Below are 13,506 nucleotides of genomic sequence, written 5' to 3' on the forward strand. Positions count from 1 at the left end.
TCGGACATGGCTGCCTCCATCCTGAAAGATGAAGGCTGTTTACCATGAATTACGGACAGTTGAAAGGTTTATTGAGGCGTTTTGCCGTGCAGGGGTCTCAATTATTCTGGATGTACAATTACTGTACAGTGACGGTTCTCGCCTGACGCTGTCCTGTCTCCTCTCCCCTCACCCCCTCGCAGCAAACCGCAGCTCCACCGCAAGCCCCGGCCCGGCGTCGGAGAGCTCCATGCGCGCCCCGTGCAGCCGCGCCACCGCCGCCACCAGCGAGAGCCCCAGGCCCGAGCCCGGCGTGCCCCGGCTGGCGTCCAGCCGGTAGAAGCGCCTGAGCACGTTGGCCCGCTCCGCCTCCGGCACGCCCGGGCCCGTGTCCGCCACGCGCAGCGCGATGGCCCCGTCCCCCGAACGTTTGGCCTCCACCAGCACCGCACCGCCCTCGGGCGTGTACTTCACGGCGTTGTCCAGCAGGTTGGCCACGGCCTGGGAGAGCAGGTGCCGGTTGCCCGTGAGCGCCAGCCCCTCGGCCACCTCCACGCGCATCTCCAGGCCCTTGTCCTCGGCCAGGGGCTCGTAGAGTTCGGCCGCGTCGCGCATCAGGGCCGAGAGGTCGATGTCCTGGGTCTCGGCCTTGGCCGCCGCCGACTCGGCACGCGCGATGGTCAGGAGCGCGTTGAACGTGGCGATGATGGACTCGGCCTGGGCGATGGCCTCCTCCATGGCGTGGCGCTGGGTCTGCGGATCGGGTTTTTCCAGCAGGGCCAGCTCCAGGCGCGAGCGCAGCCGGGTGAGCGGGCTGCGCAGGTCGTGGGCGATGTTGTCCGAGACCTGGCGCACGGTGTCCAGCAGTTCCCCGATGCGGTCGAGCATGTCGTTGAGGTTGGCGGCCAGGCGGTCGAATTCGTCGCCCGCGCCCGAGACCGGGATGCGCCGCGAGAGCGCGCCGCCCATGATCTCCTGGCTGGCGCTGTTGATGGCCTCCAGGCGCTCCAGGAGCTTGCGCGTCATCACGTTGCCCCACACCAGGCCCATGACCACCGTGACCAGAAGGCCCACGGCCATGGCCGAGGCCATGATGGCCCGGGCGCGCAGCACGTCGGAGAGTTCGCGCCCCACCAGCAGGTGCACCTTGCCCATGAGGGTGATCACGCGCACGCGGGCGTCGGTGGAGCGCCCGTCCAGCTCCGAGGTGACGCGGATGGTATGCCATTCGGGGAAGCCCCGGGGCGTCACTCCCTTGGGCCACTGGCGCATGTTGCCCGCCAGGTAGTGCAGGTCGCGGTCGGCCAGGAGGTAGATGTTGGAGCGCGAGCCCTCGCTGCGCTGGCGCGTGGAGATCTGCATGGAGAGGGCGGCCAGGCCGCGCTCGTCGTACTGTTCGGCCAGGTTCCAGATTTCCGACTCGATGCTTTCGTCGGTCTGGCCCACCATGAAGGTCACGGCGGCCCACCAGATGAAGGCGAAGACCACGGTGGCCGAGCCCGCGAAGAGAGCCACGTACCACAGCGCCAGCCGGAAGCTGAAGGTCTTAAGGAGTTTCGGCCGTATCACGCAGCATGTACCCCGCGCCGCGCACGGTGTGCAGCAGGGGCTTCTCGAAGTCCTTGTCGATCTTGCCGCGCAGGCGCGAGACGTGGACGTCGATGACGTTGGTCTGGGGGTCGAAGGCGTAGTCCCAGACGCGCTCCAGGAGCATGGTCCGCGTGACCACCTGCCCGGCGTGGCGCATGAAGTATTCGAGCAGCGCGAACTCCTTGGGCTTGAGGTCGATGAGCCTGCCCTCGCGCTTCACGGTGCGCGCGGTCAGGTCCAGCTCCAGGCCGTCCACGCGCAGCACCGTGAGGGGCTTTTCCGCGCGGCCCCGGCGGGCCAGGGCCTCCACGCGCGCCATAAGCTCCGCGAAGGCGAAGGGCTTGGTGAGGTAGTCGTCGCCGCCCGCGCGCAGGCCCTCCACGCGGGCGTCCACGTCGGAGAGGGCCGAGAGCACCAGCACGGGGGTGGTGTCCCCGGCGGCGCGCACGGCCTTGAGGATGGAGAGCCCGTCCATGCCCGGGAGCATGCGGTCCAGGATGATGATGTCGAAGCCGCCCGCCGTGGCCTTGTAGAGCCCCTCGCGCCCGTCCGCGGCGTGCTCTGCCGCGAGCCCCTGCTCCTTGAGGCCCTTGAGCAGGTACGAGGCGGCCTGGGGGTCGTCCTCCACCAGGAGCACGCGCACGGCCTAGAGCCTCACCTCGCCCGAGAGCGCCGTTCCTTCGGCCACCACGGCCTGCGCCTCGGACTCGTTCACCAAATGCGTGTTGCCCGAAATTTTCACTCCGGCCTGGAAGAGCACGTCGCCCTTCACGTCCAGGCGCTCGCACGCCGTGAGCGAGGGCGCGCCGTGCGGGAAGCGTGCGGTGAAGTCGTCGATCTTCTTGTAGTGGCGGGCGTCCAGGTGCACCACGGGCATGTGCCCGGTCACGGCCGGGGAGGGGACCACGGTCTTGTCCGGGCTCACCTGGTAGCAGTCGCTCATCACCACCAGCAGGTCCGAGGTGGTCTTCACCGGGGCGAAGCGGGTGCGCGGCACCTTCACCGCCAGGGCGGACTCGAAGGCCGACACGGCAGAGCCCATGGCAGTCTCGATCTGGATGACGGCGGGCGACTTGTGGTCGCGCGGGTCCAGGGTCTTGGGGTTCAGGATCAGGTCCAGGGGCATCATGCCGTTGGCCACGAAGACCTTCTCCATGGCGCGCAGGTCGATCCAGATGGAGTTGGTGTTGAAGAAGCGGTGCTTCTCGATGTCCTGGAAGGCGTCCACGTCGCGCTCCAGGCACTGGGCGATCTCGCGCAGGACCAGGCGGCCGCTGTTGCGCAGGCGCGCCAGGTGGCCGCCCTTGCGGTCCGAGGTGGTGCGTCCGGCCACCTCCATCAGGAAGGGAGCGCCCTCGCGGGCCATGTAGCCCAGCAGCCGTTCGTCCATCACCGCGCCAAGGTTGTCCGAGTTGGAGATGAAGGCGTAGTGGAAGCCCCGGTCCAGCAGCTTGCGCAGCACCTTGGAGGTGACCAGCGCTGTGTAGAGGTCGCCGTGGCCGGGCGGGTTCCACTCCAGTTCGGGGTTGCCGGGCCAGATGGCGGGGGCCAGGTCCTTGTGCAGTATCTTGGGGTAGCGGTGCTGCAGGAAGGCCAGGGGAAGGCTCGTGGTCCCGTTGTCGAAGCCCTGCACCTTGAGCATGGTGTCCAGGTGCGTCTTGAAGCTGTTCATGAACAGGAGCGGCAGCGGCTTGCCGTAGCGCTCGCGCAGCACCTTCATCTGGCCAAGGATCAGGTCCAGGAAGGTCATGTTGTCCTTCACGGTGATCAGGCTCTTGGCCTTCTCCAGCCCCATGGAGGTTCCCAGGCCGCCGTTGAGCTTGATGACCACCGCGTGGGCCATGGCCTGTCGGCCCACGTCGGCATAGGAGGCCAGGTCTTCGTAGTGGGGCACGTCGCGATCGGAAAGCGGCAGCAACTCCTCCTCGGAGAGCTTGCCCTGCGCGCCGTAGAGCAGCCGGGCATAATAGCACTTGAAGACGTTGATGACGATGGGCGGAATGCCCTGCTCCTCCATCTTCAGGCCGAAGGGGCGGAACATCTCGATCATGGAGGGGTCGGCGGTCTTCATGCAGTCCATTATCATGGGGTCGCCTCGCGTGCGTGGTGTTGGGGCTCGCAACTCCCCCGTGTGTGATGGAATTGCCCCCACGCGTCAAGCGCCCCCGCGCGCGCCCGCCCAGGTCACCGACGCCAGCACCAGCGCGCCGCCCAGGGCCTGGCCCGGGCTCACCGACTCCGCCAGGGCCACGTGCGCGCCCAAAGCCGCCACCAGCGGCACCGCGTTGAGGAACAGCGACGCCCGTGAAGCGGGAACCCGCGACAAGGCGTAGTTGTATGCCAGGAACCCTCCCGCCGAGCAGAACAGCCCCAGCCAAGCCACAGCCAGCAGCGCCTTCAACGGCGCCAGGGCAAACGCTCCGGCTTCCTGGACGAAGAACGGCAGAAAGAACACCGCGCCCCAGAACATCTGCAGCGTGGTGAACATCAAGGGCGGCACGCCCCGCAGCCGCCCGGCCGCCACCATGTACACCGACGCGGCCAGCACCGCCCCCAGCATCATCAGATCCCCCGCGTTGGCCGGTCCGGCGTTCAACCCCACCAGCAGGGCCACCCCCGCCAGCGAGGCCGCCACGCCCGACGCCTCGCGCGCCGTCGGCAACGTCCGCCCGGCCAGGCACGAGAGCGCCAGCACCACCATGGGGATCGAGGCCGCGATAAGCGAGGCGTTGGTGGCGCTCGTCAGCCGCAGGCCGAACGTCTCCATGGCGAAGTACCCCCCGGGAAACAGCACGCAGATGCCCAGCACCTTCGCATGCTCCGCAAGACCCAGGCGCGCCCCGCCGCGCCGCAAGGCCAACGGAGCCAGCAGCAAGGCGGCCAACGCGAAACGCGGAAACAGGATCGCCGCCGGACTCAAATGGTCCAGCGCGATCTTCGTGGCGGAAAACGACAGGCCCCAGACCAGCACGGCCGCGCACAAGGCCCAGACCGCGGCGAATCGAACGGAAAACATGACGGATCTCCTTGGTTTGGCCGAAGCCAATAGCGAGCCCGCCTTGGGAATTCTTGGACGAAATTGCGCCCGACGACGACAGGTCCGGCAACGCCAACAGGGACCACACCGGGGCTGATGCGGCCGGGGGGGGGGCGGTGCGGTCGGAGGAGAAGCCCGCGAAGCAAAAGGGGATTCCAAAGGGCGTAGCCCTTTGGCCGCCGGAGGCATCTTCCCAGGCCGCCCGGGCGTTCAGCCCTGCCTTAGCTCTCGCCGCCGCTCCGTTCAGCGGCCCTGGTATTCCCTTGGGGTGGCGCCGGCGTAGCGCCGGAAGACGCGGTTCAGGTGGCTTTGGTCGGCGAAGCCTGCTTCGGCGGCCACTTCCGCGATGGGTTTGCCTTGGGCGAGGAGCTGTTTTGCCAGGTCCACGCGCAGCTGGTTGGCGTAGGCGCGGGGTGTGGTGGCGTGGGTCTCCCGGAAGATGCGCGGCAGGTGGCAGGGCGAGACGCCGCAGGTTCTGGCCAGTTGCGCCAGGGGGATGCGTTCGGCGGGGCGGCTGGCCAGGATGCGCGCGGCCTGGAGCGCGGCGCGGCGTTGGGCGCGGGGCTTGCCGCCCTGCACGGGGGTGGCGTGGTTTCCGGCGAAGAGTCGCTCCAGCGCGAGGAGGAGCAGGGGGAGCCTGTGTTCGCCGGGCGGTGATCGGTGGAAGCGGGCGAAGGCCCGGGCGAGGGCCGGGTCGTCGAGGATGGCGGGCTGGCTGTGGTCCAGGGCGCGGGGCAGACCGGGGAGGCGGTCTTCGAGCCAGGCGCGGTCGATGTAGTGCTTGTGGTAGCGCAGGGGGCCGCCGGGCTGGGGGTTGCAGGCGTGGGGTTCGCCCGGGGGGAGGAAGACCGCCGAGCCCGGACCGGCCAGCCAGTCGGCGTCGCGGCATTGCAGGAACGTGGAGCCGCCTTCCACCACGGAGACGGAGTAGGCGGCGTGGGCGTGGAGTCCGAAGGGTCGCCCGCTGATGCTGGATTCGCGCGATTCCAGGAAGGGCAGGCCGGGGTCTCTCAGGAAGTCGTTCCTGCTGCCGGGGCGTGTTGGCATGGCCGGGATCCGGTGCGGTCTAGTCGTTGTCGAGGGCTTTGCGCACCCAGCTGATGGCGGCGGCCACGGCGGGGAAGCCGATGGTGGAGGTGAGCCCGGTGAGGGCGTGGTACACCTCGTCGAGGCTCGCGCCGGCGTTGAGGGCGCGGCGGGCGTGGGAGAGCACGGAGCCTTCGGAGCGGTTGGCGGCGGCCGCGCCCAGCTGGATGAGGAGCACGGTTTTCTCGTCGAGGGGTCCGGCGTCGCGCACGGCCTTGCCCAGGGCCTCAACGGCCTCGATGACGCCGGGGGACTTGGTGCGGATGAATTCGTAGTGCCTGGGCTTGAGTTCGTCTTTCATGGAGTCTCTCCTTGCTTTCTTTGCGTGTCGATGCGCGAGCGATACCCGTCCCCGGGCTCTTTTTCAAGCGCGGCGAGGATGTAGGCCTTCTTTCTCGCCCCGGGGCGTTGACGGCGGGGCCGTGATGGAGCAACAAGCGAATCATGAGCGAAGCGTGCCGCACCCACGAGGAACTTCATGCCGAGCTGAGGGAGCTTCGGCTGCGCGCGGCGCATCTGGAGGATGCGCTGCATGCGGTGCATGAATCCGAGGAGCGCTACCGCAGACTCCTGGAGACCGTGACGGACTACGTCTACACCGTGCGGGTGGAGGACGGCCGGGCCGTGGAGACGGCCCACGGCGAGGGCTGCATCCGCCTGACGGGCTACACTGCGGCGGAGTACGCGGCCGACCCCCTCCTGTGGTACCGCATGGTGCACGAGGAGGACCGCCCGGCGGTGCTGGAGCAGGCGGCGCGCCTGTTGCGCGGCGAAACCGCCCCGGCCCTGGAGCACCGCATCCTGCACAAGGACGGCTCGGTGCGCTGGGTGCGCAACACCCCCGTGATCCGCCGGGACGCCTTCGGGCGCGTGGCCTTCTACGACGGCATCCTCCAGGACATCACCGAGCCCAAACACATGGAGGAGAAAGCCTTCCACGCCTCCCAGCACGATCCCCTGACCGGGTTGGCCAATCGCCACCTGCTCATCGACCGCCTTTCGCGGACCATCGAGTCGGCCAGGCGCGACGGGGTGAAGGTGGCGGTGCTCTTCCTGGACCTGGACAACTTCAAGCCCGTCAACGACCGCCTGGGCCACGCCGTGGGCGACGAGGTGCTCAAGGAGGCGGCGGCGCGCGTGCTCTCGCAGGTGCGCGCCTCGGACACGGTGGCCCGGGTGGGCGGCGACGAGTTCGTGGTGGTGCTGCCGGGCCAGATGGGCGGGGCGGGCGCGGCGGAGGTGTCGCGCAAGATCATCCGGGCCCTGGGCCTGCCCTACGCGAGCCTGGGCGGGGAGCAGGGCCCCGGCGGCAGCGTGGGCATCAGCCTCTACCCCGACGACGGCCAGGACCCCTGGGCGCTGCTGAAGATGGCCGACCAGGCCATGTACTATGTGAAGAACCACATCCGTTCCAGCTTCGCCTTCCATTCGAGCCTCGTGCGACAGGCCGGTCCGGAGCCTCACGACACATGATCGAAGCGCATACCGGGTGTCTCTTCGAAGGGCTCTTCCGACACCACCTGGCCGTGATGCTCGTGCTGGACCCCGAGACCTTCCAGGTGCTCGACGCCAACGACGCGGCCCTGGCCTTCTACGGCTGGACGCCCGGCGAGATCGCCTCCCGCAGCCTGACGGGCATCTGCCTGGGCGGGCCGGAGTGCTCCCGGGACACGCTCGATCAGTGCCTCGCGGCAGGCGGGCGCGTGGCCCGCTGCCGCCACGTGGCCGCAGGCGGCGAGGTGCGCGACGTGGACATGCGCATCTCGCGCATCCCGTATGGCGAGCGGTTCGTGCTTTTTGCCGTGCTCAGCGACGTGACGGCCTGGGTGCGGGCCGAGGAGGCCCTGAGGGAGTCCGAGGCGCGCCTGCGCAGCATCTGCGAGAACACCCGCGAGGGCATCTTCCAGGTGGACCTGGAGCGCAGGCGCTATCTCTGGGTCAACCAGGCCTACGCGCGCATCCTGGGCTACGCGAGCCCGGGGGAGCTGCTCGACGCGATGAAGGACCCCGACGCCCAGGCGTGGTATTCCCAGGAGGAGCGCGCGAGGGTCATGAGCGTTCTGCTGGAGCGGGGCTTCCTGGAGCGCCAGGAGTTGCGCCTGCGTCGGCGCGACGGCAGGGCGGCGTGGCTGTCGGGAAGCGCCTGGGTGGTGCGCGGCCCCGGGGGCGAGGCGGCGCGCATCGAGGGCGTGGTGGAGGACATCACCCCCCGCAAGCGCGCGGAGGACGAACGCATGCTCCTGGCCACGGCCGTGGAGCAGGCGGCCGAAGGCGTGGCCATCGTCACCGGGGGGAGCTGGCAGGTGGAGTACGCCAATCCGGCCTTCGGCACGGTGACCGGGTTTGAGCGCGGGGAAATACTCGGACGAGACTTCTTCAGCCTTTTCGGGCGCGGCCGTCAGCCTCTGCCCTCGCGCGACATCCGGGAGGCCCTCCTGGAAGGGCGGGAGTGGACAGGCCCCGTCAGGGACGTCAAACCCGGCGGCCAGGCGCTGGCGGCCGAGGCGGTGTTCTCGCCCATCCGCGACGCCTCGGGGCGCGTGGGCCGGGCCGTGGTGCTCCTGCGCGACGTGTCCACGCTCACCCGGCTGGAGAACCGCCTGCGCCGCGCCCAGAAGCTGGAGGCCGTGGGCACCCTGGCCGGGGGCATCGCGCACGACTTCAACAACATCCTCACGCCCATCCTGCTCAACGCCGAAGTGGGGCTCCAACTCGTGGAGCAGGGGGACATCCTGCGCAGGCCCCTGGAGGAGATCGCCCGGGCGGGCGGGCGCGCCCGCCAGTTGATCCGCCAGGTCCTGGTGTTCAGCCGCCAGGGGGATCTGCGGGCCGAGCGCGTGGACCTGGCCGAGATCGCGCGCGAGGCCGCGCGGCTCTTGCGCGAGCGCCTGCCGGGCAACGTGGCCCTGGCCCTGGACGTGGACCCCGAGCCCCTGCCCGTGCTGGCCGACCCGGGCCTTCTGCATCAGGTGGTGGTGAACCTGGCCGACAACGCCCTGCACGCCATGCAGGAAAAGGGCGGCGTGCTGGGGCTTGGGATCAAGCGCAGCCGGGGAGGCTGCCCGGAGGGGGCGGCGGAGAGCCGCCAGCACGAGGGCGAGCATGCGCTGCTCTCTGTTTCGGACACCGGGCACGGCATGGACGAGGCCCTGGTGGAACGCATCTTCACCCCGTTCTTCACCACCAAGCGCCCGGGCGAGGGCACGGGCATGGGGCTCTCCGCCGTGCACGGGATCATCCGGTCCCTGGGGGGCGGGGTGCGGGTGGAGAGCCGCCTGGGCGAGGGGAGCCTCTTCGAGGTCTGCCTGCCCCTGGCCGGTCCGGTGGCCCCGCCGGGACGCGAACCGGGCGGGCGGCGCGTACTGGTGGTGGACGCCCAGGCCTTCTCGCGCCGCGCCCTGGCCATGATCCTGGAGGGGCTCGGCTACAAGACCACGGCCATGCGCGACGCGGCCAAGGCCCTGCGGGTGTTCGCCCGCGTGCCGGGCCGTTTCCGCGCCGTGCTGGCCGGGGAGGACCTGCACGGCATGTCCGGCCGGACGTTCCTGAAGGCCTGTCGTCAGGCCGGGCGTCAGGCCGGGCTGGTGCTCATGGCGGACCGCGACGACGAAGCCCAGGGGCGTCCGGCGGCCGACGCGGTGGTGGTCAAGCCCGTGGGGGCGCAGGCCCTGGCGCAGGCCCTGGACGAGGCCCTGGCCCGGGCCGCGCGCCGCGCGGCTACCAGTTCCACGGCGTGATCTCGAAATGCGCCCTGGGGTGGGCGCAGGCCGGGCAGCGCTCCGGCGCGGCCTTGGCCTCGTGGGTCCAGCCGCAGTGGCGGCAGCGCCAGAGCACAGGCTCGGGGCGCGCGAAGACGCTGCCGGCGCGCAGGTTTTCGGCCAGGGCGCGGAAGCGTTGCTGGTGGTGGATTTCCGCCCGGGCGATGTGCTCGAACACCAGGGCGGCCTCGACGAAGCCTTCGTCGCGGGCCGCGGCGGCGGCCTCGGGGTAGGTGAGGCTGCCCACGCGCTCCTCGCCCAGGGCCGAACGCTCCAGGTTTTCCAGCGTGGAGCCGGACTCCGGGAAGGCCAGGGGCAGGGTCACCTCGGCGGAGAGTCCGCCCAGGAGCTTGGAGAAGCGCCTGGCGTGGGCCTTTTCCTGTTCCGCGGTTTCAAGGAAGAGGGCGCATATCTGCTCGTAGCCCTCCTTCTTGGCCTGCTTGGCGTTGAAGGCGTAGCGGACATGGGCCTGGCACTCCCCGGCGAAGGCGGCGAGCAGGTTTTTTTCGGTCCGGCTTCCCTTCAGGTCGGGCATGGTCAACCTCCTGCGCTGCTGCGACATTTCCGCAAAGCCTACCACGCAAGGCTGCTTGACGCCAGGGGAGCGCAGGACGATTCGTGAAGCTTGGCACGAACGTCCGCTTTTCATTGACATAATTGCTGGCCCAAGCCTATATCCCCGGCGTATCGAGAGCACTTTCACCGCAGGGCGTCCGTCCTGCGGACATCACGGGTCGCGCCCGCACGCAAGGAGAAGCCATGCCGCTGGTATCCCCCAAGGAAATGTTCGAGAAGGCCTACGCCGGCGGTTATGCCGTGGGCGCGTTCAACGTCAACAACATGGAAATCGTCCAGGGCATCATCGCCGCTGGCAACCAGGAGCGCTCGCCGCTCATCCTCCAGGTCTCGGCCGGCGCGCGCAAGTACGCGGGCGAGAACTACATCATGAAGCTCATGGAAGCCGCCATGCAGGACACCGACCTGCCCGTGGTGCTCCACCTGGACCACGGCCAGAACTTCGAGATCTGCGAGATGGTCATCAAGGCCGGTTTCACCTCGGTGATGGTCGACGGCTCCCACCTGCCCTTCGAGGAGAACATCGCCCTGACCAGGCGCGTGGTGGAATGCGCCCACGCCCAGGGCGTTTTCGTCGAGGCCGAGCTCGGCCGTCTGGCCGGCGTGGAAGAGGACGTGAGCAGCGAACACAGCATCTACACCGACCCCGACCAGGCCGTGGAGTTCGTGGAGCGCTCGGGGTGCGATTCGCTGGCCATCGCCATCGGCACCAGCCACGGGGCCTACAAGTTCAAGGGCGAGGCCAAGCTCGACTTCGACCGCCTGGAGAAGATCGGCAAGCTCATGCCCGGCTACCCCCTGGTGCTGCACGGCTCCTCGTCGGTGCCCCAGGAGTTCGTGGAGATGGCCAACAAGTACGGCGGGGCCGTGGGCAGCGCCCGGGGCGTGCCCGAGGACATGCTGCGCCGCGCCGCCTCCATGGCCGTGTGCAAGATCAACATCGACACCGACATCCGCCTGGCCATGACCGCCGTGATCCGCAAGCACTTCGCGGAACACCCCGACCACTTCGACCCCAGGCAGTACCTCACCCCCGCGCGCGACGCCGTGCGCGACATGGTGGCCCACAAGATCAGGAACGTCCTGGGCTGCTCCGGCAAGGCCTGAGCGCCCCGGGCGACCAACCCATCCACAAGCCCCGCGTGAAGAAGGAGACTCACATGGCGACCAAGATTGGCGTGAACGGGTTCGGCCGCATCGGCCGCTACCTCACCAGGATCCTCGCGAACGATCAGACCATCCAGATCGCCGCGATCAACGCCAGGGCGGGCAACGAGGAGCTGGCCAGGCTTCTCAAGCACGACTCCGTGCACCGCAACTTCCAGGGTGAAGTGGGCGTGTGGGAGCACGGCATCACCGTGAACGGCCGCGAAATCCTCGTGACGCGCTGCAACGCCGGAGAGTGGAAGTGGGGCGAACTGGGCATCGACCTGGTCGCAGACACCACCGGCAAGTTCGTGGACCACGAGAAGGCCTCCCACCACCTGGCCTGCGGGGCCAAGAAGGTGGTGATCTCCGCTCCGGCCAAAGGCCCCGACTGCACCATCGTCATGGGCGTCAACGAGCACGAGTACGACCCGGCCAACCACCACATCATCTCCTCGGCCTCGTGCACCACCAACTGCCTCGCCCCCGTGGCCAAGGTGCTCAACGACGCCTTCGGCATCAAGCACGGGCTCATGACCACCATCCACTCCTACACCATGAGCCAGCGCATCCTGGACGGCTCCCACAAGGACCCGCGCCGCGCCCGCGCCGCCTGCGTCTCGCTCATCCCCACCACCACCGGGGCCGCCCGCGCCACCACCCTGGTGCTGCCCGAACTCAAGGGCAAGCTCGACGGCTACGCCATCCGCGTGCCCACCCCGGACGGCTCCATCGTGGACCTCACCTGCGAGATGGAGAAGCCCGTCACCAAGGAGGCCGTGAACGTCCTGCTCAAGGCCAAGGCCAGCGACGCCATGGGCTACACCGAGGAGCCCCTGGTCTCCGTGGACTACCTGGGCGACACCCACGGCGGCGTGGTGGACGGCCTGCTCACCCAGGTGCTGGACAACAACATGCTCAAGGTGGTGATCTGGTACGACAACGAGGCCGGATTCACCCACCAGCTGGTGCGCCTGCTCAAGCTGGTGGCCAAGGGCTAGCAGCCCGGCCGGCCGCCCGGCGCAAACCGCGCCGGGGATTTGATAAGCGTGCCGAACGGTTGACCCGGCCCGGCCGGGGGGAGTATCCCCCCGCCGGGCCTTTGCCGTTTCCGCCTCCCCCCGGAGCCGGGGCCGCCCCGGTCGAAAGGAGCATCGCCCGTGCAGATCACCCCGTTCGCCGGAGTCCTCACAGGCGTCGTGCGCGACGCCGTCAAGACCAGCCTCGCCTTGTTCAAGGTGATGGTTCCCATCATCGTCGTGGTGAAAATTCTCAAGGAAGCCGGACTGATCGAGTATCTGGCCGCGCCTCTTGGGCCGCTCATGGAGTGGCTGGGCCTGCCCGCAGGGCTGGGTCTTGCCTGGGCCACGGCCATGGTCTCCAGCATCTACGCGGGGCTCCTGGTGTTCCAGGCAGTCTCCGACGCCGTGCTCACCCAGGCCCAGGTGTCGGTGTTCGCCATCCTGGTGCTCATCGCCCACAATCTGCTGGTGGAAGGGCAGGTGACCAAACGCTGCGGCGTGAGCTTCCTGGGCCAGAACGCCCTGCGCTTCTTCGGGGCCTTGGGCTGCGCCTGGTGCTTCAAGGCCGCGTGCGACGCCTTCGGGCTCTTCGGCGGCCCGGCCGCCATGCTCTGGCTGCCCCCGGCCCAGGAGGCGGGGCTGGCGGCCTGGGCCTTGGGGGAGCTCAAGAACCTGGGCTCCATCTTCCTGATCATCGTGGCGCTCATGGCGCTCATGCGCACCCTGGACGCCCTGGGGCTCACGCGGCTTCTGGAGCGCCTGCTCACGCCGTTTTTGCGGATCATGGGCATCGGCCCCACGGCTGCCACCATCACCGTGGTGGGCATGACCATGGGCCTAGCCTACGGCGGCGGGCTGATCATCCACGAGGCCCAGGCCGGGCACATCCCCCGGCGCGACATCTTCGCGGCGGTGTCGCTCATGAGCCTGTCCCACGCGCTCATCGAGGACACCCTGCTCCTGGCCCTCATCGGGGCCAGCCCCTGGGGCACGCTGGGGGCCAGGCTCGTCTTCTCGCTGGTGGTCACGGCCGCGCTGGCGCGCTGGGCGGCCGGGCGGCAGGCGGCGCAGATCGGAGCGGCCTGAGCGTCCCGGGCCGGACCATCGCACCCCGACGGCGCAAGCAGGACCGGCGTGTGTCCGGGGGAGGAGCCGGCAGGGTGGGGCGCGCGTTCCGTTTGCCCCGTCCCAGGCCTGCTCCCATCGCAGCTGCCATCGCCCCACGGGCGATGGCCCATCGGTGCGCATCGCCTCCCCGCCCTGGGGTATCAAGGTGGCGAACTGCTGAATTATCACATTTTCTTTTTTTTGG

General features: G+C 69.2%; 12 protein-coding genes. 5 read left to right on the forward strand and 7 right to left on the reverse strand.

Annotated features, from left to right (window positions below; translation table 11 throughout):
- Window positions 1–168: 168 nt before the first annotated feature.
- The 6 genes from ACV4UX_RS13380 to ACV4UX_RS13405 form a co-directional block, all read right to left on the reverse strand.
- Entirely contained in the window at window positions 169–1,548 is a 1,380-nt protein-coding gene (locus ACV4UX_RS13380; RefSeq protein ID WP_491593778.1) for a sensor histidine kinase, read from the reverse strand.
- On the reverse strand, window positions 1,526–2,212 hold the full coding sequence (locus ACV4UX_RS13385) for a winged helix-turn-helix domain-containing protein (RefSeq protein WP_491593779.1): 687 nt from the start codon (window positions 2,210–2,212) through the stop codon (window positions 1,526–1,528). Before ACV4UX_RS13385 ends, ACV4UX_RS13380 begins: the two co-directional genes overlap by 23 nt.
- 3 nt (window positions 2,213–2,215) lie before the next feature.
- Window positions 2,216–3,655: a UTP--glucose-1-phosphate uridylyltransferase gene (locus tag ACV4UX_RS13390; protein WP_491593780.1), complete on the reverse strand. Its 1,440-nt coding sequence runs from the start codon at window positions 3,653–3,655 to the stop codon at window positions 2,216–2,218.
- A 69-nt stretch (window positions 3,656–3,724) separates the two neighbouring features.
- The gene (locus ACV4UX_RS13395) at window positions 3,725–4,585 is read right to left on the reverse strand and encodes a DMT family transporter (RefSeq protein ID WP_491593781.1); all 861 of its coding nucleotides are present in this window, start codon (window positions 4,583–4,585) and stop codon (window positions 3,725–3,727) included.
- Window positions 4,586–4,849: 264 nt separating this feature from the next.
- The gene (locus tag ACV4UX_RS13400) at window positions 4,850–5,653 is read right to left on the reverse strand and encodes a helix-turn-helix domain-containing protein (protein WP_491593782.1); all 804 of its coding nucleotides are present in this window, start codon (window positions 5,651–5,653) and stop codon (window positions 4,850–4,852) included.
- A gap of 19 nt (window positions 5,654–5,672) precedes the next feature.
- A complete protein-coding gene (locus ACV4UX_RS13405) occupies window positions 5,673–5,993 on the reverse strand; it encodes a carboxymuconolactone decarboxylase family protein (RefSeq protein ID WP_173086711.1) in 321 nt (106 codons plus the stop codon).
- 143 nt (window positions 5,994–6,136) lie between these two features.
- On the opposite strand from ACV4UX_RS13405, the gene ACV4UX_RS13410 reads away from it, so the two are divergent.
- Entirely contained in the window at window positions 6,137–7,165 is a 1,029-nt protein-coding gene (locus tag ACV4UX_RS13410; protein WP_491593783.1) for a diguanylate cyclase domain-containing protein, read from the forward strand.
- Window positions 7,162–9,429 carry a PAS domain-containing hybrid sensor histidine kinase/response regulator gene (locus ACV4UX_RS13415; protein ID WP_491593784.1) on the forward strand — a complete coding sequence of 756 codons (2,268 nt, stop codon included), beginning with the start codon at window positions 7,162–7,164 and terminating at the stop codon, window positions 9,427–9,429. The genes ACV4UX_RS13410 and ACV4UX_RS13415 overlap by 4 nt, the downstream gene beginning before the upstream one ends.
- On the opposite strand, the gene rbr is transcribed toward ACV4UX_RS13415, so the two are convergent.
- Window positions 9,410–9,985, reverse strand: a complete 576-nt coding sequence (gene rbr, locus ACV4UX_RS13420; RefSeq protein WP_491593785.1) for a rubrerythrin — start codon at window positions 9,983–9,985, stop codon at window positions 9,410–9,412. The genes ACV4UX_RS13415 and rbr overlap by 20 nt on opposite strands.
- Before the next feature lie 224 nt (window positions 9,986–10,209).
- On the opposite strand from rbr, the gene fba reads away from it, so the two are divergent.
- From fba to ACV4UX_RS13435, 3 genes are all read left to right on the forward strand, one after another.
- Complete coding sequence (gene fba / locus ACV4UX_RS13425) at window positions 10,210–11,133, forward strand: class II fructose-1,6-bisphosphate aldolase (RefSeq protein WP_491593786.1); 924 nt, start codon at window positions 10,210–10,212, stop codon at window positions 11,131–11,133.
- A 53-nt stretch (window positions 11,134–11,186) separates the two neighbouring features.
- On the forward strand, window positions 11,187–12,173 hold the full coding sequence (gene gap, locus ACV4UX_RS13430) for a type I glyceraldehyde-3-phosphate dehydrogenase (protein ID WP_491593787.1): 987 nt from the start codon (window positions 11,187–11,189) through the stop codon (window positions 12,171–12,173).
- Window positions 12,174–12,332: 159 nt separating this feature from the next.
- Window positions 12,333–13,280, forward strand: coding sequence for a nucleoside recognition domain-containing protein (locus ACV4UX_RS13435; RefSeq protein WP_491593788.1), 948 nt, complete (start codon window positions 12,333–12,335; stop codon window positions 13,278–13,280).
- Window positions 13,281–13,506: the final 226 nt, after the last annotated feature.

Source organism: Fundidesulfovibrio sp. (assembly GCF_058402725.1).

Coding starts and splice junctions, on each gene's coding strand:
- ACV4UX_RS13405 (WP_173086711.1), bottom strand. CDS start 5,993: ATGAAAGACGAACTCAAGCCCAGGCACTACGAATTCATCCGCACCAAG.
- rbr (WP_491593785.1), bottom strand. CDS start 9,985: ATGCCCGACCTGAAGGGAAGCCGGACCGAAAAAAACCTGCTCGCCGCC.
- ACV4UX_RS13410 (WP_491593783.1), top strand. CDS start 6,137: ATGAGCGAAGCGTGCCGCACCCACGAGGAACTTCATGCCGAGCTGAGG.
- ACV4UX_RS13415 (WP_491593784.1), top strand. CDS start 7,162: ATGATCGAAGCGCATACCGGGTGTCTCTTCGAAGGGCTCTTCCGACAC.
- ACV4UX_RS13395 (WP_491593781.1), bottom strand. CDS start 4,585: ATGTTTTCCGTTCGATTCGCCGCGGTCTGGGCCTTGTGCGCGGCCGTG.
- fba (WP_491593786.1), top strand. CDS start 10,210: ATGCCGCTGGTATCCCCCAAGGAAATGTTCGAGAAGGCCTACGCCGGC.
- ACV4UX_RS13390 (WP_491593780.1), bottom strand. CDS start 3,655: ATGATAATGGACTGCATGAAGACCGCCGACCCCTCCATGATCGAGATG.
- gap (WP_491593787.1), top strand. CDS start 11,187: ATGGCGACCAAGATTGGCGTGAACGGGTTCGGCCGCATCGGCCGCTAC.
- ACV4UX_RS13400 (WP_491593782.1), bottom strand. CDS start 5,653: ATGCCAACACGCCCCGGCAGCAGGAACGACTTCCTGAGAGACCCCGGC.